At 58.5% G+C, this 23182-nt stretch carries 30 protein-coding genes; 17 read left to right on the top strand and 13 right to left on the bottom strand.

The annotated features are described in order from the left end of the window. Positions 1-17: 17 nt before the first annotated feature. From ACR0MJ_RS14020 to ACR0MJ_RS13995, 6 genes are all read right to left on the bottom strand, one after another. Complete coding sequence (locus ACR0MJ_RS14020) at positions 18-641, bottom strand: trimeric intracellular cation channel family protein (protein ID WP_170392625.1); 624 nt, start codon at positions 639-641, stop codon at positions 18-20. Next, entirely contained in the window at positions 638-1105 is a 468-nt protein-coding gene (rnhA, locus tag ACR0MJ_RS14015) for a ribonuclease HI (RefSeq protein WP_480592527.1), read from the bottom strand. Before rnhA ends, ACR0MJ_RS14020 begins: the two co-directional genes overlap by 4 nt. Further along, positions 1098-1685, bottom strand: a complete 588-nt coding sequence (locus ACR0MJ_RS14010) for a class I SAM-dependent methyltransferase (RefSeq protein WP_480761382.1) — start codon at positions 1683-1685, stop codon at positions 1098-1100. The genes rnhA and ACR0MJ_RS14010 overlap by 8 nt, the downstream gene beginning before the upstream one ends. After that, positions 1682-2134 (bottom strand): DUF3429 domain-containing protein, encoded by a 453-nt coding sequence (locus ACR0MJ_RS14005; RefSeq protein ID WP_480761380.1) that lies wholly within the window; start codon positions 2132-2134, stop codon positions 1682-1684. The genes ACR0MJ_RS14010 and ACR0MJ_RS14005 overlap by 4 nt, the downstream gene beginning before the upstream one ends. After that, positions 2131-3081 (bottom strand): 4-hydroxy-3-methylbut-2-enyl diphosphate reductase, encoded by a 951-nt coding sequence (gene ispH, locus ACR0MJ_RS14000; RefSeq protein ID WP_170802257.1) that lies wholly within the window; start codon positions 3079-3081, stop codon positions 2131-2133. Before ispH ends, ACR0MJ_RS14005 begins: the two co-directional genes overlap by 4 nt. Before the next feature lie 202 nt (positions 3082-3283). Then, the gene (locus tag ACR0MJ_RS13995) at positions 3284-3859 is read right to left on the bottom strand and encodes a LabA-like NYN domain-containing protein (protein WP_039541714.1); all 576 of its coding nucleotides are present in this window, start codon (positions 3857-3859) and stop codon (positions 3284-3286) included. Positions 3860-3985: 126 nt separating this feature from the next. Between ACR0MJ_RS13995 and folK the strand changes: the two genes are divergently transcribed. The 15 genes from folK to ACR0MJ_RS13920 all read left to right on the top strand — a co-directional run bounded on the left by folK (position 3986) and on the right by ACR0MJ_RS13920 (position 15017). Further along, positions 3986-4567 carry a 2-amino-4-hydroxy-6-hydroxymethyldihydropteridine diphosphokinase gene (gene folK / locus ACR0MJ_RS13990; RefSeq protein WP_480761376.1) on the top strand — a complete coding sequence of 194 codons (582 nt, stop codon included), beginning with the start codon at positions 3986-3988 and terminating at the stop codon, positions 4565-4567. Between the two features lie 94 nt (positions 4568-4661). Next, complete coding sequence (gene rpoZ, locus ACR0MJ_RS13985) at positions 4662-5015, top strand: DNA-directed RNA polymerase subunit omega (protein WP_010437681.1); 354 nt, start codon at positions 4662-4664, stop codon at positions 5013-5015. A gap of 25 nt (positions 5016-5040) precedes the next feature. Further along, a complete protein-coding gene (locus ACR0MJ_RS13980; protein ID WP_170392619.1) occupies positions 5041-7173 on the top strand; it encodes a RelA/SpoT family protein in 2133 nt (710 codons plus the stop codon). A gap of 16 nt (positions 7174-7189) precedes the next feature. Next, on the top strand, positions 7190-7888 hold the full coding sequence (locus ACR0MJ_RS13975; protein WP_480761374.1) for a DUF2062 domain-containing protein: 699 nt from the start codon (positions 7190-7192) through the stop codon (positions 7886-7888). Continuing rightward, entirely contained in the window at positions 7881-8627 is a 747-nt protein-coding gene (locus ACR0MJ_RS13970) for a pyridoxine 5'-phosphate synthase (protein WP_480761372.1), read from the top strand. Before ACR0MJ_RS13975 ends, ACR0MJ_RS13970 begins: the two co-directional genes overlap by 8 nt. Next, positions 8624-9247, top strand: coding sequence for a LysE family translocator (locus ACR0MJ_RS13965; RefSeq protein WP_480761370.1), 624 nt, complete (start codon positions 8624-8626; stop codon positions 9245-9247). Before ACR0MJ_RS13970 ends, ACR0MJ_RS13965 begins: the two co-directional genes overlap by 4 nt. 16 nt (positions 9248-9263) lie before the next feature. After that, positions 9264-9590: a Dabb family protein gene (locus tag ACR0MJ_RS13960; RefSeq protein WP_170587919.1), complete on the top strand. Its 327-nt coding sequence runs from the start codon at positions 9264-9266 to the stop codon at positions 9588-9590. Positions 9591-9617: 27 nt separating this feature from the next. Further along, a complete protein-coding gene (locus tag ACR0MJ_RS13955; RefSeq protein ID WP_480761369.1) occupies positions 9618-10595 on the top strand; it encodes an NADPH:quinone reductase in 978 nt (325 codons plus the stop codon). 1 nt (position 10596) lies between these two features. Next, positions 10597-11016: a holo-ACP synthase gene (acpS, locus tag ACR0MJ_RS13950; RefSeq protein WP_170392613.1), complete on the top strand. Its 420-nt coding sequence runs from the start codon at positions 10597-10599 to the stop codon at positions 11014-11016. Positions 11017-11075: 59 nt separating this feature from the next. After that, complete coding sequence (gene lepB / locus ACR0MJ_RS13945; protein WP_170392612.1) at positions 11076-11915, top strand: signal peptidase I; 840 nt, start codon at positions 11076-11078, stop codon at positions 11913-11915. Continuing rightward, positions 11912-12589, top strand: a complete 678-nt coding sequence (gene rnc / locus ACR0MJ_RS13940; protein WP_170402298.1) for a ribonuclease III — start codon at positions 11912-11914, stop codon at positions 12587-12589. Before lepB ends, rnc begins: the two co-directional genes overlap by 4 nt. A 19-nt stretch (positions 12590-12608) precedes the next feature. Further along, the gene (locus ACR0MJ_RS13935) at positions 12609-13121 is read left to right on the top strand and encodes a GNAT family N-acetyltransferase (RefSeq protein WP_170609734.1); all 513 of its coding nucleotides are present in this window, start codon (positions 12609-12611) and stop codon (positions 13119-13121) included. A gap of 168 nt (positions 13122-13289) precedes the next feature. Next, positions 13290-14198 carry a GTPase Era gene (gene era / locus ACR0MJ_RS13930; protein ID WP_480761367.1) on the top strand — a complete coding sequence of 303 codons (909 nt, stop codon included), beginning with the start codon at positions 13290-13292 and terminating at the stop codon, positions 14196-14198. A gap of 55 nt (positions 14199-14253) precedes the next feature. After that, positions 14254-14583 carry a DUF1491 family protein gene (locus tag ACR0MJ_RS13925; protein ID WP_170402292.1) on the top strand — a complete coding sequence of 110 codons (330 nt, stop codon included), beginning with the start codon at positions 14254-14256 and terminating at the stop codon, positions 14581-14583. A 110-nt stretch (positions 14584-14693) separates the two neighbouring features. Further along, positions 14694-15017 carry a SemiSWEET transporter gene (locus tag ACR0MJ_RS13920; protein ID WP_170392607.1) on the top strand — a complete coding sequence of 108 codons (324 nt, stop codon included), beginning with the start codon at positions 14694-14696 and terminating at the stop codon, positions 15015-15017. Positions 15018-15026: 9 nt separating this feature from the next. Here the strand turns inward: ACR0MJ_RS13920 and ACR0MJ_RS13915 are convergent, their stop codons facing one another. Beyond that, positions 15027-15416: a VOC family protein gene (locus tag ACR0MJ_RS13915; RefSeq protein ID WP_170402289.1), complete on the bottom strand. Its 390-nt coding sequence runs from the start codon at positions 15414-15416 to the stop codon at positions 15027-15029. A 168-nt stretch (positions 15417-15584) separates the two neighbouring features. On the opposite strand from ACR0MJ_RS13915, the gene recO reads away from it, so the two are divergent. After that, a complete protein-coding gene (gene recO / locus ACR0MJ_RS13910; RefSeq protein WP_480761365.1) occupies positions 15585-16310 on the top strand; it encodes a DNA repair protein RecO in 726 nt (241 codons plus the stop codon). On the opposite strand, the gene ACR0MJ_RS13905 is transcribed toward recO, so the two are convergent. The 3 genes from ACR0MJ_RS13905 to ACR0MJ_RS13895 all read right to left on the bottom strand — a co-directional run bounded on the left by ACR0MJ_RS13905 (position 16294) and on the right by ACR0MJ_RS13895 (position 19150). Beyond that, the gene (locus ACR0MJ_RS13905) at positions 16294-16686 is read right to left on the bottom strand and encodes an META domain-containing protein (RefSeq protein WP_223116929.1); all 393 of its coding nucleotides are present in this window, start codon (positions 16684-16686) and stop codon (positions 16294-16296) included. The genes recO and ACR0MJ_RS13905 overlap by 17 nt on opposite strands. Before the next feature lie 12 nt (positions 16687-16698). Next, positions 16699-17241 carry a hypothetical protein gene (locus ACR0MJ_RS13900; protein ID WP_223116928.1) on the bottom strand — a complete coding sequence of 181 codons (543 nt, stop codon included), beginning with the start codon at positions 17239-17241 and terminating at the stop codon, positions 16699-16701. 217 nt (positions 17242-17458) lie between these two features. After that, positions 17459-19150, bottom strand: coding sequence for an acyl-CoA dehydrogenase family protein (locus ACR0MJ_RS13895; protein WP_480761363.1), 1692 nt, complete (start codon positions 19148-19150; stop codon positions 17459-17461). 144 nt (positions 19151-19294) lie between these two features. Between ACR0MJ_RS13895 and ACR0MJ_RS13890 the strand changes: the two genes are divergently transcribed. Beyond that, positions 19295-20059: a sulfite exporter TauE/SafE family protein gene (locus tag ACR0MJ_RS13890; RefSeq protein ID WP_170392601.1), complete on the top strand. Its 765-nt coding sequence runs from the start codon at positions 19295-19297 to the stop codon at positions 20057-20059. Here the strand turns inward: ACR0MJ_RS13890 and ACR0MJ_RS13885 are convergent. The 3 genes from ACR0MJ_RS13885 to ACR0MJ_RS13875 all read right to left on the bottom strand — a co-directional run bounded on the left by ACR0MJ_RS13885 (position 20056) and on the right by ACR0MJ_RS13875 (position 22842). Continuing rightward, positions 20056-20598, bottom strand: coding sequence for a hypothetical protein (locus ACR0MJ_RS13885; protein ID WP_255611805.1), 543 nt, complete (start codon positions 20596-20598; stop codon positions 20056-20058). The genes ACR0MJ_RS13890 and ACR0MJ_RS13885 overlap by 4 nt on opposite strands. A 32-nt stretch (positions 20599-20630) precedes the next feature. Beyond that, complete coding sequence (locus tag ACR0MJ_RS13880) at positions 20631-20921, bottom strand: hypothetical protein (protein ID WP_170392600.1); 291 nt, start codon at positions 20919-20921, stop codon at positions 20631-20633. 322 nt (positions 20922-21243) lie between these two features. Further along, positions 21244-22842, bottom strand: a complete 1599-nt coding sequence (locus tag ACR0MJ_RS13875; RefSeq protein ID WP_480761362.1) for a phosphoenolpyruvate carboxykinase — start codon at positions 22840-22842, stop codon at positions 21244-21246. Between the last annotated feature and the right edge of the window lie 340 nt (positions 22843-23182).

Below are 23182 nucleotides of genomic sequence, written 5' to 3'. Positions count from 1 at the left end.
TCTTGTCCGTTTCTATCCTATTGCCGAGGCGGTCGGGCCTTGTAAACCGGCAACTGCCAACCGAACAACAGAGATCCGGCGCGCAACGCCCAGCAAATCAATGCACATAAGCCCAATGCCAGCAGGCCTTCCAGCCCGAGGCGGGTGGCAAACACAGCGGTCAAGGCTCCGATAAAGGCGCAGGATACGTAAAGCTCACCTTGTTTCAGTACCAGTGGCACCTCGTTGCACACCACGTCACGCATCAAGCCGCCCAAACAGCCCGTGGTCACCCCCATCAGCACTACGATGATACCGGATTGATCCAACGACAACGCCGCACCCGTGCCAGCAGCGACCGCGATGGACAGGGCGAAACTGTCCAACCAGACTAGCCAATTATACCGGCTTTCCACCAGATGAGCGGTAAAAAATACCAGCACCGCAGCGCCGCAAGCGATCAGGATATAAGCGGGCTGACCGACCCAGAAGATCGGATGTCGGTCCAGCAGCAAGTCGCGTACGGTACCACCGCCCACTGCCGTCAGACAGGCGATGAAGGCAAACCCGACCAGATCAAGCTGCGCTCGGCTGGCCACCAGCGCACCGGTCAGCGCAAAGACCAAAACCGAGGCGTAATCCAGCAGGGCAAGCCCGCTCACGCCTGCGCCTTCTTAGGTTTGAATGGGGCCATGCCGGCGCGTGCCAACTCATCCGCGCGTTCATTTTCGGGATGGCCCGCATGGCCCTTGACCCATTCCCAGGTCACCTGATGCCGCTCTTGCGCCTCATCCAGCCGCTGCCACAAATCGACATTTTTGACCGGCTTCTTGTTCGACGTCTTCCAGCCGTTCCGCTTCCACCCGAAAATCCATCCCGTAACGCCGTTCTTCACATAAGCGCTGTCGGTGACGATAGTCAGTTTCGAGGGCCGCTCCAGCGTCTCCAAAGCACTGATTGCAGCCAGCAGTTCCATCCGGTTGTTGGTTGTCTCGGCTTCGCCTCCGCTCAGCTCGCGTTCTTTCAGGATGGTATCGCCATCCATCGCGCGCAGCAGTACGCCCCAGCCGCCGGGGCCGGGATTGCCGGAACAGGCACCATCGGTATAGGCAAAGAGATCAGGCATGGGCAAACACCAGAATGAAGCCGTCGTAAGATCCGGCCAGACCCTTGCCCATCCCTTGCACGGTACGGTCAATGGTGAAGCCTGCTGTGGTCAGGGCGTCCTCGATTTCGGCCTCCGAATAATAGGTATAGTAGCGGTCCAGATCATCGCGATGCTCGCCCGTGCCCAGCTTCATTCCCAGAAACAGCTGCCCGCCCGGCTTCAGTGCGGTGTGGATCGCGTTCAGATGACGCGGGAAATCGGCGCGCGGGGCGTGCAGCAGGCAGAAACTGGCATAGACGCCGTCATACTCTGCTACCTCTGTGACGTCATCGAAGGTGCCAAGGTGGGCGTCAACACCGTTGCTCCGCGCATGTTCAACAAAGGCAGGGGTTGCATCCAGCGCCCGTACCTTCAGCCCTTGCCGCATCAGAAACGCGCTGTCTGATCCGGGACCCGAGCCCAGATCCAGCACATATCCACCCTCGCGGACCGCATCTACAAAAGCCTGACGCGCCTCTAGCTGCTCGGCGGGCAGGGGGATCCTTAGGTAATCCGCAACGCGATCCGAGTAGGCCTTGATGGTCCGTTCATCACTCACAGGTAAACTCCCACTGCAAGACAGGTCAGCACGCCAGCGGTTAACAGGACGCGCAGCCGCATCCACCAGACCGGGGTCAACCGCCAATATGAGAACATGGCGTCCAGCAAAAGCAAGCCCGCAAACCCATACATCAGGTTGGTGCCCGCATTCACCGGACCGCCGCCGGTCGTGAAAAATGCCCAAAGTGCAGGCAACACCGACAAGGTGTAACAGGCCGCAGCTTTGCTGCCTGAGGTTTTGGTGGCGAAGCCCCACAGCACGCCCGACATGAAACTCAGGATCACCGAGCCATAGAATAGCTGAATATACGGCCCCACGAAGCGCGACCCCAGCGTCTGCCGACCCCAATCGTTCAAATCACCGTTCAGATAAGTCAGCGCGCCCCAGACAAACGGGATCAGCCCAGCCAAACCAAGGAATAACGGCGCGCGGGGGATGCCGCTCATGCTAGTTCCCGCAATACGCGGGGAACTTTGAACTCGACATTCTCGACAGCGGTTTCGACCAGCTCGACGGTGACATCGTAGTGGTCGCGGAATGCATCGATCACCTCGTTCACCAGCACCTCGGGCGCGGATGCCCCGGCGCTAACCGCAATGCTGGAAATTCCTTCCAGCGCACGCCAGTCGATCTCGGTCGCGCGCTGCACCAGCTGCGCATAACTGCATCCGGCGCGCGAGGCGACCTCGACCAGACGACGTGAATTCGATGAGTTCGGCGCACCCACCACCAGCAAGGCATCGGCTTTCGGAGCGACGGCTTTCACCGCTTCCTGCCGGTTGGTGGTGGCATAACAAATGTCTTCCTTGTGCGGCCCGACGATGGCGGGGAAGCGGGCCTCAAGCGCGGCAATAATGTCCTTGGTGTCATCCACCGATAGGGTTGTCTGGGTGACAAAGGCCAGCTTTTCGGGGTTACGCACAGCGACCTGCGCCACATCTTCTACCGTTTCAACCAGCAGCACCTCGCCATCGGGCAGCTGTCCCATGGTGCCGATTGTTTCGGGATGGCCCTTGTGACCAATCATGATCATCTGCAGCCCGGCATCCGCGTGGCGCTGCGCTTCGACATGCACCTTGGATACAAGCGGGCAGGTGGCGTCGACATATATCATCTCGCGCTGGGCTGCTGTGGCGGGTACCGATTTGGGCACACCGTGGGCCGAGAAGATCACCGGGCGATCATCAGGGCATTCGTCCAGCTCCTCGACAAACACGGCACCCTTGGCGCGCAGACCGTCGACGACGAATTTGTTGTGAACGATCTCATGGCGCACATAGACAGGCGCCCCCCATTTTTGAAGGGCCATTTCCACAATCTTGATGGCACGGTCCACACCGGCGCAGAACCCGCGCGGGGCGGCCAGATATAATGTCAGCGGCGGCTTTGTCATTCGGCGATCTCCTGGACCGAACACCTAGGTCTTTTCATTGCCATGGTCCAGACAGCACTGCGTCATTTCACTGACATGAATCGCTGTTAGCACAAGGGTGTTTTCAGCACCTATACCTTTAAAGTCGCGCGGCCAGGGCTTCTGGCCCTGGCCGCGCATATTCTTGCCAACCCTCATTGGTGAGTGGTGGGGTTTGGTGGGGTCAGTGCCCGCCTGCAGCTGCGACGCTGCGGGGTTCAGTCGGCATCTCGCGCGGAGGGCGGCCGATCACGTCGCGCAGGTCTTCCAGCTCAATGAAGTTATCGGCCTGGCGGCGCAGTTCGTCCGAAATCATCGGCGGCTGGCTACGGATGGTCGAAACAACGGAAACACGTACGCCCTGCCGTTGCAGGCTTGCGATCAGCGGGCGGAAATCCCCATCGCCCGAAAACAGTACGATATGATCAACGCGTGGTGCCAGTTCCATGGCATCGACGGTAAGCTCGATATCCATGTTTCCCTTGACCTTCCGACGCCCCATGCTGTCGGTGTATTCCTTGGCCGGTTTGGTGACCATGGTGAAGCCATTATAGTGCAGCCAGTCCACCAGAGGCCGGATCGGGGAATACTCGTCATTTTCCAGTAGCGCTGTGTAGTAGAAAGCTCTAAGCAGTTTGCCTCTGCGCATAAATTCCTGACGCAGCAACTTGTAGTCGATGTCAAACCCCAGTGCTTTGGCGGCTGCATAAAGATTCGAGCCGTCGATGAACAGCGCTAGCCGTTCGTCCTTGTAAAACATAAAATGGTCCTTCCGGTATAAGCCACCGCACCGTGAGCTCCGTGAGTGATAAAGTAATAGGTCAGTGCAATGGTGTCCTTAAAATAGGTGTTTTAGGCTTTATCGCAAGTATTCTCTGGTCCGAATATGGGGTCTGAAGTGGACAAAACCTTGTCAAAAGCGGTCATTGCCCTAGGGGCAAATCTCAGTCTGAGAGGTTGTGGGCCCAAGGTGACACTTGAGCGGTCGCTGATCGCGATGGCCGAGGCGGGCTTGGTGATTCGCAAGACAAGCCAGTTTTTTGCCACCCCATGCTTTCCGGCAGGGGCAGGGCCGGACTATGTCAACGCAGCGGTTTTGATCGAATCGGACCTCACGCCACAGGGTGTTCTGGACCTGCTGCACCGCATCGAACATGATTTTGAGCGCGCCCGTGAACAGCGTTGGGGCATGCGCACTCTGGACCTCGATCTGGTCTGTTGGGATGAACTTGTGCTGCCGGATGACGCCGAATACCAGCGCTGGCTGACCCTTCCCCCCGAAGATCAGACCAAATCTGCGCCGGAACACCTTATCCTGCCCCATCCGCGCTTGCAGGACCGCGCTTTTGTGCTTGTTCCCATGATGGATGTCGCCCCCGATTGGCGCCATCCCGTTCTGGACCGGACAGTGACGCAGATGGTTGCAGCCTTGCCGCCCGATGAGGTGGCAGAGGTCAAGCCTCTGTGATCCTCGCATTTGCGGCATTTCTTGCTTGTCAAGGCGGGGATTCGCGCTTAGATAAACTCCTTCCTGCCACGGATTCATTTACGGAGAGCGCCCCATGGCCCGCGTTACGGTCGAAGATTGTGTAGACAAGGTCCCGAACCGGTTCGAACTGGTGATGCTTGCAGCCCACCGGGCGCGCGAGATTTCTGCTGGTGGCCCGATCACCGTTGACCGCGATAACGACAAGAACCCTGTCGTCTCGCTACGCGAAATCGCCGACGAAACCCAAAGCGCTGATGAGCTGCGCGAGCGTCTGATCGAAGCCAACCAGACCCAGATCGAGGTTGATGAGCCCGAAGAAGATCAGATGGCCCTGCTGATGGGTGCGGAATCTGACAAGCCTGCGGATGACGACATGTCGGAAGAAAAGCTCCTGCGCGCTCTGATGGAGGCCCAGGGCCAGGGTTAACCCAAGCGACAAAGGTGCGGACCGGATGATTTCAGAAGAAGACCTGATTGCGCTGGTCCGCAATTACAATCCCAAGACAAATGCCGACCGCATCGAAAGGGCCTATGAATTTGGGCAACAGATGCATGAAGGCCAGTTCCGCCATTCCGGCGAGCCCTATTTCTCTCATCCCGTTGCAGTTGCCGCCATCCTGACTGAACAGCGTCTGGATGATGCAACCATTATAACGGCCCTGTTGCACGACACGATCGAAGACACCAAAGCCAGTTATGGCAAGGTCACCGAACTGTTCGGGGATGAGGTCGCCAAGTTGGTCGATGGCGTCACCAAGCTGACCAACCTGCAGCTGTCCAGCCGTGAGACCAAACAGGCCGAGAATTTCCGCAAGCTGTTCATGGCCATGTCCAAGGATCTTCGGGTTATTCTGGTCAAGCTCGCCGACCGTCTGCACAACATGCGCACGATCAAGGCGATGCGCCCTGAAAAGCAGGTGCAAAAAGCGCGTGAGACAATGGATATTTACGCGCCGCTTGCGGGCCGCATGGGGATGCAATGGATGCGCGAGGAACTCGAAGACCTTGCCTTCCGCGTCCTGAACCCCGAAGGCCGCCAGTCGATTATTCGCCGCTTTATCACTCTGCAACGCGAAACCGGCGACGTGATCCATCGCATTACCGGCGACATGCGGCACGAATTGGAAAAGGCGGGCATTGAAGCCGAAGTCTTTGGCCGTGCCAAGAAACCCTATTCGATCTGGCGCAAGATGCAGGAAAAGGATCAGGGTTTCTCACGTCTGTCCGACATCTACGGGTTCCGCATCATCACCCAGACCGAAGAAGACTGCTATCGCACACTCGGTGCCATCCACCAGCGCTGGCGCGCGGTGCCAGGGCGATTCAAGGACTATATCAGCCAGCCGAAATCGAACGGTTATCGCTCGATCCACACAACAGTTTCGGGGCGCGACGGCAAACGGGTCGAGGTTCAGATCCGCACCCGCCAGATGCACGATGTGGCCGAAACCGGCGTTGCAGCGCACTGGTCCTATCGCGACGGTGTGCGGTCCGAAAACCCCTTTGCGGTCGACCCGGCAAAGTGGATCGCAAACCTGACCGAGCAATTCGACAGTGAGGATGATCATGAGGATTTCCTCGAAGCTGTGAAGCTCGAGATGTATTCGGACCAGGTGTTCTGCTTCACCCCCAAGGGCGATGTGGTGAAACTGCCGCGTGGGGCGACGCCGATTGATTTTGCTTACGCAATCCACACCCGCATTGGTCATGCCTGCGTGGGGGCCAAGGTTGATGGCATTCGTGTGCCGCTTTGGACCCGGCTCAAGAACGGGCAGTCGGTGGACATCATCACCGCCGATGGCCAGAGCCCGCAGGTCACTTGGCTTGAGATCGCAGTTACCGGCAAAGCCCGCACCTCGATCCGCCGCGCCTTGCGCGAGGTCGACCGGGAACGCTTCATCAAGCTGGGTAAGGAACTGGCCCGCGCCGGGTTCGAAAACTTGGGCCGCAAAGCCACCGACAAGGCGCTGGAAACCGCTGCCAAACACCTGCGTTTAAAAGATCGGGACGAGTTGCTGGCCCGTCTGGGCAGTGCCGAGTTGACCGCCCATGAGGTGGTCGAAGCGGTATACCCCGAACTCACCAAGGATGATGGCGACGCGATCTCGCCCCGCCGCGCTGTGATCGGGCTTGAACCGGGCCAGAAATTCGATCGTGCCCCCTGTTGCCAGCCACTGCCGGGCGAGCGCATCGTCGGAATTACATATCGCGGCAAGGGTGTTGTCGTGCACGCCATCGACTGCGATCGCCTGACCGAGTTTGAAAATGAACCCGAGCGCTGGGTTGATCTGCACTGGCATTCGGGCACCCACCCCGCCGTCTATGGCGCGACGCTGGATTTGACCATCGGCAATGATGCCGGGGTACTGGGGCGTATTTGCACATTGATCGGCGAGAAAAAGGCCAATATCTCGAACCTCGAATTTGTCGACCGCAAACCGGATTTTTATCGGCTGATGATCAATGTCGAACTTCGCGATCTTGAACAGTTGCATTCGCTGATGCTGATGCTCGAGGCTGAAAGCGACGTTGCTGCGGTCGAACGGTACCGGGAAAGTGCGAAACCCGCCGTTGCGGCTGGCTGAGAAGGGGTGATCACGAGTGGTTTTCAAGCGCCGAGATCGCCGCTCGCCTGTCCAAGTCGCGTCAGAGTTCGTCTATCCGCGCGGCGGATGGACCCGTGCCTTTCACTATGTCAAACATCGGGTTCGGCGCCTGCCTGACAGCCCGGAACGCATCGCGCGTGGCATCGGGGCAGGGGTGTTTGCCTCGTTCACGCCTTTCTATGGCTTGCATTTCCTGGTCGCCGCCGTGCTGGCGCGGCTGCTGAACGGCAACATTCTTGCCGCGCTCAGCGGCACGTTCTTTGGCAATCCCCTGACCTATGTGCCGATCGCGGTCATCAGCCTGCAAACCGGGCATTTCCTGCTGGGGACCAAGTTCCGCAAAGACGATACCGATGGGTTGATGGGGAAATTTGCGGATGCGATGGGCGATCTCAAGGACAATTGCATCGCCATGTTCACCCATCGCGAGGCGGACTGGCACGGGCTTAGCCGGTTCTATGACGATGTGTTCTTTCCTTATACGATCGGCGGGGTCATTCCAGGCATCGTGGCCGGAGTGATCTGCACCTATCTTAGCCTGCCGCTTATCCGTACTTATCAGCAACGCCGCCGCGCCAGAATCAAAGCGAAGTTTGAACAAATCAAACGCCTTGCTCAGGCAGAGGCTGACGTTCCCCCGACAAAACCACTAGGCTCGACCTCAGGGACAATGAAGGATTCGAAAGATGTCTGACAACCGTTTGCGTCTGGGCGTGAATATCGACCACGTAGCCACCGTGCGGAATGCGCGCGGCGGGGCCTATCCGGACCCACTACGCGCCGCCCGGATCGCGGAAGAGGCCGGGGCCGACGGCATCACAGCACATCTGCGCGAAGATCGCCGCCACATCTCGGACGCCGATATCGACGGGTTGATGGAGATCCTGTCGGTGCCGCTGAACTTCGAGATGGCCGCAACGGACGAGATGCAGAAAATCGCCCTGCGCCACAAGCCGCACGCCGTCTGCATCGTTCCCGAAAAGCGCGAGGAACGCACAACCGAGGGCGGGTTAGAAGTCGCGCGCGAGGAAAACAAGCTGGCCCATTTCATTGCGCCCTTGCGCGATGTGGGCTGCCGCGTGTCGATCTTCATCGCCGCCGACCAACGCCAGATCGACGCCGCCCACCGCATCGGGGCCGAGGTGATCGAACTGCACACCGGTGCCTATTGCGATTTCCACGCCGAAGGCGAACTGGACGACGCCGCGCGCGAACTGGAAGCCCTGCGCGAGATGTCCGCCTATGCCCATTCGCTGGGTCTTGAAGTTCATGCGGGTCACGGGCTGACTTACGACACCGTGCAACCGGTGGCAGCCTTCCCTGAAGTGCGAGAGCTGAACATCGGCCACTTCCTGATCGGCGAGGCGATATTCCGGGGCCTCACCCCTGCGGTTCACGAAATGCGCCGCCTGATGGACGAGGCGCGGGCATGATCACACCCGGCTTTGTGGCGATCTGGTTTGCATGGCTCATGGCCGGGGGCTCTCCGGGCCCTGCCACCATGGGCATCGCCGGAACCGCCATGAACGAAGGCCGCACCGCCGGTCTGGCCTTTGCGCTGGGCATCTGCGCCGGGTCCGCCGCGTGGGGCATCGCCGCCGCACTGGGGCTGTCGGCGATTATGCTGGCCAATGTCTGGGTGTTCGAGGTGATCCGCTATATCGGCGTCGCTTATCTGGGCTGGCTGGCGCTCAAGGCGCTGCGCCGCGCGCTGACTTCGGATGAGGTCGCGCTGGGCAATCCGGTCACCGGCTCATTGGGTACGATATTTGCCAAAGGTGCGGCGATCCACTTGACCAACCCCAAGGCGATCCTCAGCTGGGGCTCGATCTACGCCATCGTTGCGCCAAATGACGCCAGCCTTGCTATGCTGCTGGGTTATTTCGCCATGCTCTATGCGGGTTCACTGCTGATCTTCATCGGCTACGCCTTCCTGTTTTCGTCTGCGCGCATGGTCAACGCCTATCGCTGCGCCCGCCGCTGGTTTGATTTTGCCTTCGCGGGTTTCTTTGGCGTGGCCAGCTACAAGATCCTCACGGTGCGCCTGTCATGACCTCTGAGGTGCAAGGATGATCCGACATTGCGTGATGCTGCGACTCGAGCCCGATCACGACACCGCAGAGCTTTCCGCTGTGATGGATGGGCTGGGCGCGGTCGCAGACCGTTTGTCGGGCTGCGGTGGCTTCATCCACGGCCCCAACCGCGACTTTGAGGCAAAATCCCCAAGCTATCCCTACGGATTCACACTGGATTTCGCGGCTCAGGCCGACCTACAGCGCTATGCCAGTGACGAAACCCACCAGCAACTTGGCGCGCGGCTTGTCGCGCTGTGCGTGGATGGGGCCGAGGGCGTCTTGGTGTTCGATCTGGAAACGCCCGACGCGGCTGACCAATAGCTGACCAATAGGAGACGAGGGAATGTCATGAAAGCAATCACCTATCGCGGATTTGGTGCGGCGGCGGATGTCCTTGAGTTGGTCGATCTGCCCACGCCCAACCCCGGCCCAGGCGACGTTCTTGTCCGGGTCCATGCCAGCGGCATCAACCCCTCCGACGTCAAGCTGCGCGGCGGCGCGCGCCCAGGCGCTGTGATGCAATACCCGATGGTTGTTCCCCACTCGGACGGGGCCGGAGTGATTGAGGCCGTAGGCGAAGGGGTCGATCCCGCGCGCGTCGGCGAACGTGTCTGGATCTGGAACGGCCAATGGCAACGCGCTTTTGGCACTGGGGCCGAATACATCGCACTACCTTCCGAACAGGCCGTATTCCTTCCAGATACGACCGGCTTCGCCGAGGGCGCGTGTTTTGGTATCCCCGCCTTGACTGCATGGTACGCGCTCTATTGTGACGGACCGATCACCGACCAGACCGTGCTTGTGACCGGCGGTGCGGGAACGGTCGGGCGCTACGCCTGCCAGATGGCCGCACTGGGCGGCGCACGCGTTATCACAACGGTCAGTTCAGATGAAAAAGCCGCCCATTCCGGCGCGTCCGAATGGATCAAGTACCGCACGCAAGACGTGGCCGAGGCGGCGATGGACATGACCAACGGCGCAGGCATAGACCGCATTGTCGAGGTTGATTTCGCCGCCAACCAACCCGCTTCCCTTTCTATGATCCGCCCCGGTGGCACCATCGCCAGCTATGCCTCGGCTTCGCAAATGAAGCCCAAACTGGATTTCTATGGCTTCATGTTCAAGAACATCCGCCTGCATATGCTGATCGTCTACCAACTCGACGCCGCCGCCCGCCGTCGTGGCGAGGCGCAGTTGGGCCAGTGGCTGGAACAAGGCGCACTGTCCCACGCCGTCGTCCCTGGCGGAGGGCTGATGGATGCGGCAAATGCACACGCAATGGTCGAGGCGGGGCAAAAGCTCGGGACCGTTGTGTTGGAGGTCTGACATGATCCTCGGCATCGGCACCGACCTCGCAAATATTGATCGCATTCAGGGCACGCTCGACCGGTTCGGCGACCGCTTCCGTAACCGTGTCTTCACTGAAACCGAACAGCGCAAGGCTGAGCGTCGCGCCGATACTGCGGGCACCTACGCCAAACGCTGGGCCGCGAAAGAGGCGTGCTCGAAGGCGTTAGGCACCGGCCTGCGGATGGGGATCGCGTGGAAAGACATGGCGGTGACCAACCTGCGCACCGGCCAGCCCGTCATGCATGTCACCGGTTGGGCCGCCGAGCGTCTGAAAGAAATGACTCCCGAAGGCCACGAGGCGATCATCCACGTCACCCTGACCGATGATCACCCCTGGGCGCAGGCCTTTGTGGTGATCGAGGCCCGTCCGCTGCAAGAAGCACCCGCGCAGCCTTGACTTGCCTCCACCCGACACGCATGTAGCACCCCAACCACGCATAGACTGGAGAGAGCAGTATGGCCGAGGAAGCCAAATCCGGAAACGCCGTCTGGGAGACGATCAAAACTATCGTCTACGCCCTGCTGATCGCGGGCGTTTTCCGCACGCTTTTCTTTCAGCCGTTCTGGATTCCCTCAGGCTCCATGAAGCAGACGCTGCTGATCGGTGATTTCCTCTTCGTCAATAAGATGGCCTATGGCTATTCCTACGCGTCCTGCCCTAGCCTGATCATCCCCAGCGTCGGCCTGAACATCGATGCCGAGGATGTGTGCGGTTGGATGCAGGGTGATGACAACTCCCGTCTGCTGGGTGGCGATCCCGAGCGCGGCGATGTCATCGTCTTCCGCCATCCGGTGACAGGGCGCGACTATATCAAGCGACTGATCGGTCTGCCGGGTGATCGTATCCAGATTCGTGAAGGTCAAATCATCCTCAACGACACTCCTGTGCCGCAGCAACCCGACGGTGTGTTCACCGAAGTTGCTGAACCGCAGGGCCCACAAGGCCTGCGCCCGCGCTGTTCCAACGGTCCCGTCGGGATCGGCGGTGTTTGCGAAAAGAACCGCCTGATCGAGACCCTGCCAAATGGCGTGTCCTACGACGTGCTGAACATCGGCAATCAGGGATCGGACAATACCGGGGTCTATACTGTACCCGAGGGCCACTATTTCTTCATGGGCGACAACCGCGACAACTCGGCCGACAGCCGCTTACCGCAATCCGCTGGTGGCGTGGGCTATGTACCTTACGAAAACCTGATCGGTCGCGCCGACAGGATCATGTTCTCCTCCGCTGGCCGGTCCATGCTGTTCTTCTGGACATGGCGCGGTGACCGCTTCTTCAAGGCGGTCAATTGAAGCTATCGGCTGAGATAAGGGCGTTCCAGCAGCGCTTGGGGTATGAGTTTTCCGACCCTGAACTGCTGGTGCGTGCGCTGACCCACGGCTCGGTGTCCTCTGCCACGCGCCCCGACAATCAGCGTCTTGAATTTTTGGGCGACCGCGTCCTGGGTCTCGTCATGGCCACTGCTTTGCTTGAGGCCGACAAGAAAGCTTCCGAAGGCCAACTGGCCCCCCGTTTCAACGCGCTGGTGCGCAAGGAAGCCTGCGCCGATGTGGCCCGCCAGATTGATCTGGGTGCGGTGCTGAAACTGGGCCGGTCCGAGATGCTGTCCGGAGGTCGTCGCAAGCAGGCCTTGCTGGGCGACGCGATGGAGGCGGTCATCGCGGCCATCTACCGCGACGCAGGGTTCGAGGCTGCCCGAGACGTGATCCTCGCCCTCTGGGGCGATCGCATCCACAAGGTCGAGGCCGACGCCCGCGATGCAAAAACCGCCCTGCAGGAATGGGCACAGGCCCGCGGCCAGAAACCACCCAGCTATGTCGAGGTCAAACGCACCGGCCCTGACCATGCCCCGATCTTCACGATCGCCGCTCGTCTGCAGAATGGTACCGAAGCTCAGGCCACCGCAGGCTCCAAGCGACAGGCCGAACAGGCAGCGGCAAAGGCGTTGTTGGAACAGTTGTCTTGATCCGTTTTGCGGCCAGATCATGAAGATCAGACCCGCCCAGAAATCCGATGCCGCCAGCCTCGCCGCCTTGTCGATTGAGGTCTGGATCGGAACATATCTAAAGCGTGGTGTGAACGCCTTCTTTGCCGAGTTCGCACTGTCCGAGTTCACGACCGCCCGGTTCGAAGCCATATTGGAGGACGGCCAAGACCTCTTGATGGTTTCCGAAAACGAAGACGGGATCGACGGATATATTCGGCTTGCGGAAAATCGCATCGCACCTGTGGACGGGCTTTCTGACCTAGAAATCGTGACGTTCTATGTCCAGCACCGCCATCAAGGTAAAGGCATCGGCTCAGCGCTGCTCGACATCGCGATTGACTACATGCGTGAAAAAGGGCGCCCGTCGATTTGGCTGACAACCAATTCCGAGAACACGCCCGCAATCGACTTCTATCTAGCCAAAGGGTTCCGGCAGGTCGGAGTCACAGATTTTCGGATCGGGGACCAAGCCTATCCGAACCAAGTTCTGGCGTTGAACACTACAACCTGATCGCGCGATCAAGCCCGGCCAATGCCGGCACCGGCCGACCGGGCAGCGTCGCCCTATGGGCCGCAGACTGGCCTTCGCTCACTGATATCCGCAATGCGACAAATCCCTCTGGCCCGTCCGCGCATTCTGCTATAGGGGTGCGCACTTGCAAACAGGATCGCAGGACACATGAGCACACGCGCCGGATTTATCGCCCTGATCGGAGAGCCCAACGCAGGCAAATCCACCCTTCTGAACCGCATGGTCGGGGCCAAGGTCTCGATCGTGACGCATAAGGTGCAAACCACCCGTGCTCGCATCCGTGGCGTGGCGATGGAGGGCGATGCGCAACTGGTCTTTGTCGACACGCCGGGCCTCTTCAAACCACGCCGCCGTCTGGACCGTGCCATGGTCGCCGCCGCTTGGGGCGGGGCTGCGGATGCGGATGTGGTCGTGCTGATGATCGAGGCGCATCGCGGTATCACCGAAGGTGTCGAGCGCATCCTCGAAGGCCTGGAAGAGATCGGGCAGGGCCGCACCATCGCACTTGCGATCAATAAGGTCGACAAGGTGCCGTCCGAGAAACTGTTGGCCCTGACCAGCAATCTGAACGCGCGCTACCCGTTTTCTGAGACCTTCATGATCTCGGCCGAAAAAGGCCACGGCGTTGACGATTTGCGCAGATGGCTGGCCTCGGAACTGCCCGAGGGCCCGTGGCTCTATCCAGAAGACCAGATTGCGGATCTGCCTCTGCGCATGATCGCGGCTGAGATGACGCGCGAGAAACTGACCCTGCGCCTGCATCAGGAACTGCCCTACCAGCTGACCGTCGAGACCGAGAACTGGGAAGAGCGCAAGGACGGCTCGGCCAAGATCGATCAGGTCATCTATGTTATGCGTGATGGCCACAAAGGGATCGTGCTGGGCAAACGTGGTGAGACCATAAAGGCCGTCAGTCAGGCGGCGCGTGCCGAGCTGGAAGAGTTTTTGGACCGCAAGATTCACCTGTTCTTGCAGGTGAAAGTCCGACCAAACTGGCTGGAGGAGTCCGAGCGCTACTCGGAAATGGGTCTGGATTTCAAAGACGGCAACGCATGACCCGGGCCAAGAATTTTCGTCGAAAATTCTCAACCCCTACGGAAAGGTCAGAACCATGACCCGGCTGACAGCTGAATTCTGGGTGCATGCCTATCTGGCGCGGCTGCGGTTTCAGGAAATACCGGCTTTTGTTGTGGCGCATGGGGATGACACCGCTGGGGCGGTGCTTATCAAACTCAACACACTCAACGGGCGGGCCGCAGCCTTTCAGCGCAGTTTTGATCTGATGAGCGGCGAGCGCAAATGGGTGGAGCTCTCATCCGGAGAAGAGGCAGACGTAGATGCCGCCATCACCCGCCAACGCAGTTTTGACCCCGACCTTTGGGTGATCGAGGTGGAAGACCGCCAAGGCAGGCACCTGCTGGGTGAAGAAGGTCTGGACTAACCCGCGCCAAATGATCTTGGACGTGCGGCGCAAAGCGACTATTTTGCTTTGCAACCGGCTGAATGAAACGGCCCAATCTTCCGGGGGCCGCAGGAACAGGAGGGGGTTGAGTGGCTGAAACGCTTGCCCAGAAACTGGAAAACTCAAATCTCGGTCACTGGATGCAGCGGTTCGAGGGGTTCATGGTCTTCATCGGCGTCGTTGGCCCCTTCGCCACGCTTCCACAACTGATTAAGCTTTATTTCACCCACTCCGAACACGCGACCGGACAGTCGCTGCTGTCCTGGTCTCTGTATGCTGGGCTGTCGTTTTTGTGGTTCGCCTATGGGCTGGTGGTGGGCAAGTTGCCCATCTATGTGGGCAACGGTATCTCAATGGTGCTGAACCTGCTGATGGTTATCGGCATTCTGATTCACGCTGGTATGACGTTCTAGGGCGCGCGATCAGCCTGCATCGCTAAAATAGACAAAGCTCATCTTGTTGCCATCAGGATCGCGCGCATAAGCGCCATAGAAGTTCGGGCCATATTGAGGTCGATCTCCGGGATCACCTTCATTTGTTCCGCCATTGGCAAGAGCCTCCGCATGCACCTCGCGAACTTCCGCTTCGCTTTCGCAGAGCAAGCCAACCATGTTGCCGTTTCCAACCGTCGCGGCCTCTTTGTCAAAGGGCGTCGCGACCCACATGGACCCACCGCCCCGCAGCTCGTAACAAACAGCGTGGGGCATATATTCAGCAATAACCTTGCCGCCGATTTTGGGTACAACCGCATCGTAAAAGCTTCGCGCTTTGACGACATCATTTGAACCGATCATGACATAGTTAAGTGACATTTCTTAAATTCCTCCGTGCAGAACATAAAGTGAACACTATTGCGTGAACAGATGTCACGCAACGTGTTTTTGGTGTTCCACAGGGTCAACCTGACGCGTTTCTACCTTGAACCTGCAACCGCCATAAGATTTCCTGCGTATATATCTGGTGACCTGACGAGGCCAAACTTGGACTGGCGTGATCACGGCATTCTTCTGACCTCTCGCCGTCATGGTGAGACAGCGGCGATCATCGAGGTCTTTACCGAAGCCCATGGTCGTCACGCCGGCATTGTGCGCGGTGGCACCAGCCGCAAGATCGCCCCGATCCTGCAACCCGGCGCGCAACTGGACGTGCTTTGGCGCGCGCGGCTCGAAGAACATCTTGGCACCTTTCAGGTCGAACCCCTGCGTTCGCGCGCTGCAGCGGCGTTTTCAGGGCGGCTGGCGCTGGCCGGATTAAATGCGGTGGTGGCGCTGCTGTCCTTTTGCCTGCCCGAACGCGAGCCTCATCCGGCGATCTATCAGCAAACAGAACAGTTGATGGACCTGCTGGGTCAGGATGAGGTCTGGCCACTGGCCTATCTGCGCTGGGAACTGGCGCTGCTGGAAGAGCTGGGCTTTGGCTTGGATCTTTCGGCCTGCGCAGTGACAAGGGCGACCGAGGGGTTGGTCTATGTCTCTCCGAAAACCGGCCGCGCGGTCAGTGCGGCGGGGGCAGGGGACTGGGCCGATAAGCTGCTGCCTTTGCCCCCCTGCCTGCGCGGCGAAGGCGCGGCTCCGGATACCGAGATTGCTGAAGCCTTACGCACAACCGGGTATTTTCTGGAAAACCATCTGGCTCCGTCGCTGGGTCATACGCCGTTGCCGGACGCACGCGCGCGATTTGTGGCGCAGTTTACTCGGCGGCTTTGAACACCATTTCGTGCCCGTCCTCATTGCGCAGGATCAGCACATCGCCGGACACCTCGGACTGGGTCATCGCCATCAGTGCGGCGAAATAAAACCCCTCGGCTTCAAGCCCGGCGCAAGCCGCGCGGGTGGCGACAAGATCGGTGATCTCAAACCACGGGTAGGGTGCATTCAGTGTACCTGAATAGGTGTTGCACGGGGCATTGCCCTCAATCCGACCCTCTGCGGGGAATCGCAAAAGGGCGCTGGCCTCAAAAGGCTGCCCGTCGATCTCTTGCAAAGCCCATGTCTGATCCGCTGCGCCATAGGCGGCGACAGTCTCATCCTTGTCGCATTGGAACAGGGTCAAAAGGGGCAGGAACAAGGCCAGACGTAACATCGCAATATCCTGTCAATAGGGGTTCACACCGCTGATTAACTCTTCGCGCACTTCAAGGCGGGGGCGCCAGTTGTATTTGATATCCTCGCGCACCTGATCCCAATAAAGCACCCCGCTGTTGCGCCACGGGTCAAGGATGATGCCTTCATACATTGAATCTCCCTTAGCGCTGATCAGAGCCGAATGGTGGATGATCCGGAACGCAGTTGGAGGCGACGTGGCCCAGTGCAGGTCCAGCGTGCGAAAGTTCTCTTGCTTCAAACGCGTGGTCATGGCCTGCGCCCAATCATTGCACAGACCTTTTTCGCGAAATCCGTTGATGACCTTTGCGTTGTGGATGATGGCTGGATCGGTGACGTTCCAGTCCTGTTTCAGTTGATTGGAATAGGCATAAGATATCTCGGCTGCACGCCGCGCCTCGGCAGGGTCAACCTTGGGGTCAAGCTGCTGGATCGCTTGTGCCAACTGGTCCACATCATCGGGCCCGGTGTTTGGTGCCATGGCGCATCCGGCAAGGGCCATGCAGGTGGCCAAAACTGCGATGATGATCTTCACGCTCGATTCTCCTCTGGCCAGCTTGGGCGTTGGGTTTGGTTGACGCCCTTTACCCGATTTCTGCGCTCGATCCGAGGGGGAAGTTTCGCCCATTAAGCCCTGAAACCGAGTTGTACAACTCGGAAGAAATAGGCCTGAAGATCCGTACAACACGGAAGAAAAAAGAAAACCCGGCGCAAGGCCGGGTTCAGTTGGGGAAACCGCGTCGCTTCGGGCGTCAGCCCAGCAATCGACGCGCGATGACTTGCGCCTGTATTTCTGCGGCGCCTTCAAAGATATTTAGGATGCGCGCGTCACAAAGCACGCGGCTAATTTTGTATTCCAGAGCGAAGCCGTTTCCGCCATGAATCTGCAGCCCGTTATCCGCCGCAGCCCAAGCAACTCGAGCGCCCAGCAGCTTGGCCATCCCGGCCTCAAGGTCGCAACGTTGACCGTGATCTTTTTCCCAAGCAGAATAATAAGTTAGCTGTCGCGCGATCATGATCTCGACCGCCATCATCGCCAGCTTGCCCGAGACGCGAGGGAAATTGATCAGAGATTTGCCGAACTGCTTGCGGTCTTGTGCATATTGCATGGCAATGTCCAAAGCACTCTGCGCTACGCCGATGGCACGGGCAGCCGTTTGGATGCGGGCAGACTCGAAGGTTTCCATTAACTGCTTGAAACCTTTGCCTTCTTCGCCGCCCAGCAGGTTTTCGCCCTTCACTTCGAAGCCGTCAAATCCCAGCTCGTATTCCTTCATGCCACGATAACCCAACACCTCAATCTCACCACCAGTCATGCCGGGCGTGGGGAAGGGGTTCTCGTCGGTTCCAGGTGTCTTTTCAGCCAGGAACATGGACAGCCCACGGTGATCGGTACTGTCGGGATTAGTCCGCGCCAACAAGGTCATCACATGGGTGCGCGCCGCGTGCGTGATCCATGTTTTATTTCCTGTTATCTTATAGTTACCATCTTCACCCTTGACGGCCCGCGTGCGCAGGCTGCCCAAATCCGATCCGGTATTGGGTTCAGTGAAAACAGCGGTTGGCAGGATCTCGGCGCTGGTCAGTTTTGGCAGCCAGTTGGCCTTTTGTTCATCCGTACCGCCCGCGATGATCAGTTCTGCGGCGATTTCGGACCGTGTGCCCAGAGAACCCACACCGATGTACCCGCGCGAAAGCTCTTCCGAGACCACACACATTGAGGCTTTGGATAGGCCGAACCCGCCGAATTCTTCGGGGATGGTCAGACCGAACACGCCCATCTCGGCCAGTTCCTCGATAATCTCGATTGGGATCAGTTCGTCCTTCAGGTGCCATTCGTGGGCATTAGGCTCAACCTTTTCAACGGCATAGCGGCGAAACTGGTCTCGGATCATCTCCAGTTCTTCGTCCAGACCAGACGCACCAAACATGGTGGCACCGGACTGGTCCTGCATCAACTCAACCAGACGCGTGCGCGCGGCCTGAGAGTTGGCTTGCGCCATCAGTGTCTGCACTTCGCTGCATTGGAATCCCGACAGAGCATCCCAGCCAAGGCCAAGATCCTGCAAACGTACAACCTCGCCCTGGTTCATCGGAATACCACCGGCGATCTGATGCAAGTATTCCCCAAAGGCGATCTGATGCAACAGCTGCTCCATCTCGCCGAATTTTCCCTCGGCCTGAAGCGCCTCGGCCCAGCGCTGCATCTGCTGCAGCGACTGGTGGTATGTGGCCAGCCAAGCCAGCCCATGTGCGGCTGTCTGATTGGCCTCGATCAGTGCGCCCGATATTCGCCCTTCGCTAGTCACCTGCGCGCGAACCGATTCGACCGCCTTATCGAACACGGCTTGAACGCCGGGCAGGGCGGCTGCGCTGAGTGTTAGAAGATCGGGCAAAACCGCTGGCTGCGTCATGTTCGTCACATCCTGTCCGTCATGGGCCATGAATCACGTCCTCTGCTGGGTTGTCTGGTCATATCATGCTGCACATGCAGCGCAACAAAAATACGCAAATCATCCATAAAAAGTTCAAAAATTGCTTAGTGACTTTTGCAGTGCAGAAATTTTTTGGACTGGTATGAAGGGTCGATGGGACTGTTTTCACTTATGTCGCCGCAGGATTTCTGTCTGGCTTTGGTCGTTGCCTTCGTCGCGGGCTGGGTCAAAGGCATGGTTGGTTTTGCCATGCCAATGGTGCTTGTTTCTGGTCTTAGCATGATGCTGCCGCCTGAGCTGGCGCTGGCAGGTCTAATCTTGCCCACGCTGGTGACCAATGGGGTGCAGGCCTTGCGGGAAGGTTTACCTGCGGCGGCGGCGTCAGTTCGAAAGTTCAAGGTATTTCTGAGCGTTGGACTGGTCTGTCTATTGGCCAGCGCGCAGCTGATCAACATCTTGTCGCCCAAGGCATTTCTGCTGATCTTAGGCGCACCAGTTTCGTTCTTCGCTCTGATGCAACTACTGGGGCTGAAACTGACGCTGCAAGCGCCCTCAATGCGGGTTGAGGCTATGGTGGGTGCGGTGGCCGGTGCTGTCGGCGGCATCTCGGGCGTGTGGGGACCACCAACCGTGGCCTATCTGACAGCCTTGAATACACCGAAGAAGGATCAGATGCGGGTACAGGGCGTGATATACGGTCTGGGCGCCGTGGCGCTTATTGTGGCGCATCTGGGTTCGGGTATTCTAAGGACTGACACAGCGGTGTTCTCAGCGCTGCTGATTATCCCTGCCTTGGTGGGAATGCGCGGGGGTCAGTTTCTGCAGGATCGTATCGATCAGGCACAGTTCCGCAAACTCACTCTGCTTGTACTGCTGATTGCAGGGCTGAACCTGCTGCGCAGGGGTCTTTTGGGTTAATTGCGTCTTTCAGCAAATCGAAAGGCGAAATAGAGGCCCAACATTAGGAAAAAAAGACCTGAGATATCACCGATCAGATAGGCGATATACTCGGCCGTTGCGCTGCCGAAGGCCATGTTGGTGAGAACGGACACCAATACCGATGTGATGATTCCAACGCCCATCACGCACAGCCAGCATGGCTTCCGATCGACGCGCGGAAACAAATCCCAGCCCAACGCCTTGCAGACATAAAAAACCGCTGGAACTGTGGTGACCGCGATAGTGATCGCCAGCAATCTGCTGGGCAGAAGAACATCCCAACCGCCCACAAGGGCAAAGACGATGGCAACGCCGGGCAACAGTGCGAATATCGCCCTCCATCCCAATAACCAAGCCGACAGAACCCGCACGCCGTGCGGCAGGAACAATAAGCTGGCATAGCTGGGGTATGCGGGAAAAAACACGTTCTGAAGCGGCATCAGCACCTGGAATGTTAGGAACGATGCAGCGACATAGGCCAAAGAGGCATAGAATGTTTCAGAGGCCCATCTGCGCACGAGGTCAGCCGATTACAGATCTGGGGTGGCGATCACCTGGGCGCATGAACCAGATACCGTCCGCGATTGGCGCTACCGCTTTGCGACAGATAACCCTTTTGAACCAGAGATTTCAGCGCGCGGAAAAATGTCGGGCGAGATACGCTTTTGACCAGCGTGTGTTCGATCAGACCAAAGGTGCGTACTTCGCGATCATCTTTCGACAGTTCTTCGGCGGCATAGTAGATGTCGCGCTCAACCGGTGAGAGTTCTTCCAGCCCAAGAGTGCGCTCCATGCTTTGCATCAGTTTGCGCAGTTCGGTGAGTTTTGAGATTTCAGTCATTACTTGCCTATAGTTTCCGTGACGGACCGAGGCAGTTCGAAAGGCTGACCTTTTGAACACATCACGCCGACACCCATCCCCGTGTAGAAATAATCATTACCTTGTTGAACGGCCCGAGACATGATGTGAGTAAGCTAGCCCGGATCGCCCGATGTTCAATTTTAACAGAAGCCGCTGCCAAAGGACGCCGGGCTTCGAAGCGTCTTGGGTAAATTGCGATAGCGCATGTTGCACGTTATCGCAATGAACTTGTCTGTGTGCACACAAGGTGCCGAAGCGTAAGCTTTGGTGGGTCAGGGGCCATGATGGCCCCTGAATTCGATCAACCGATCGCGACAGCTTTGATGTCTTCGTCGATGAAGGGCAGGTACTGCTCGAAGTTTTCCGCGAACATGTGCACCAGCTTTTCCGCCTGTTTGTCGAACGCTTCCTGATCGTCCCAGGTTCGGCGCGGATCCAGCAAGACCTCGGGCACACCAGGGACAGAGACCGGCACATCGAAGCCGAAATTGGCGTCCTTGCGGAATTCCGCATCGGTCAGTGATCCTTCCAGCGCAGCCGTCAGCAGCGCGCGGGTGGCCTTGATTGGCATGCGGCTGCCCACGCCGTAGGCACCTCCAGTCCAGCCAGTGTTGACCAACCAGCAGGTCGCGCCATGCTGAGCAATCTTATCGCGTAGAAGGTTGCCATAAGCCTCTGGGCGGCGTGGCATAAAGGGCGCGCCAAAGCAGGTCGAGAAGGTGGGCTGCGGTTCGGTCACGCCACGTTCGGTCCCGGCGACCTTCGAGGTAAAGCCGGAAAGGAAGTGATACATCGCCTGCGCAGGCGTCAACCGCGCGATCGGAGGCAAAACGCCGAACGCATCGCAGGTCAACATGATGATGTTCTTAGGGTGCCCACCCAATGCAGTTTTCGACGCGTTGGAGATGTATTCCAACGGGTAGGCGCAGCGCATATTCGCAGTCAGAGAGTCGTCGTTGAAATCCAGCTCTTTGGTCTCGGGATCAAAAACCATGTTCTCGATCACGGTGCCAAATTTCGAGGTGGTGGCGTAGATTTCTGGTTCGGCCTCGGCGTTCAGGTTGATGGTCTTGGCATAGCAACCACCTTCAAAGTTGAAGGTGCCTCGATCTGACCAACCGTGTTCGTCATCACCGATCAAGGTGCGCGACGGGTCGGCAGACAGGGTGGTCTTGCCGGTGCCGGACAGGCCGAAGAACACGGCGGTGTCGACCGGGTTGCCAACCGCGTGGTTAGCCGAGCAGTGCATCGGCATCACGCCTTTTTCGGGCAGCATATAGTTCAGCAGGGTGAAGACGGACTTCTTGTTCTCGCCGGCGTATTCGGTGCCGCCGATCAGGATCAGCTTGCGATCAAAGTTCAGTGCAATCACCGTTTCGCTGCGGCAGCCATGCTTTTTGGGGTCCGCATGGAAGCTGGGACAGTTGATGATGGTGAAGTCAGCCGTGAAATCATCCAGATCCTCACGATCCGGGCGGCGCAGCAGGTGGCGGATGAACAGGTTGTGCCACGCCAGCTCGGTTATCATGCGCACATTGATCGAGTAGCTGGGATCAGCCCCGCCCACGAGGTCCTGCACGAAGTAGTCGCGGCCTTTCATATGGGTCAGCATATCTTCATAGAGCGCGTCAAAACCTTCAGGGCTCATGGCGGCGTTGTTTTCCCACCAGATGCTGTCGGCAACACTGTCTGTCTTGACGACATGCTTGTCCTTGGGCGAGCGGCCAGTGAATTTGCCGGTGGTGACCAGAAAGGCGCCGCCATTGCCAAGGGTGCCTTCGCCGCGCTTCAGCGCTTCTTCGATCAGCGCCGGTTCCATGAAGTTGTAATAGACATTGCCCAGACCCTCGATGCCCTGATCTTCGAGGCGGAATTGCGGGTTAACCCGTCCAGATGTCATGTGTGTCTTCTCCTGTGGCGGCGCGAGGGCCTTGGGCCGGGTGCACCATTGGGGCGGATACCGGAAAGAGCCGGCGGTCAAGCGCCTCTTATCACGGTATTTTGGGACATGAACAGGAGGGTTGGGGGTAGTTAGCGCAACCAAGTTGAGGTTTAGCGCCATCACGATTTGTCTGCCGTAAATCAAGGCAGCTATTTGGGCGCAGCAAGGCAAATTTGCCGCATACCTGCCGCAAGAATGGCACGATTCGAGGTTACGAGTTGATTCGGTGGCTCAAAACCGCCAACAATGCCTTACAAAAAAGCGTATTATTGCGCGAGTGAGCAGGAATAGGGGTGAA

It is taken from the genome of Ruegeria sp. C6 (assembly GCF_056537625.1).
This window is presented reverse-complemented; position numbering and strand designations above follow the sequence as displayed.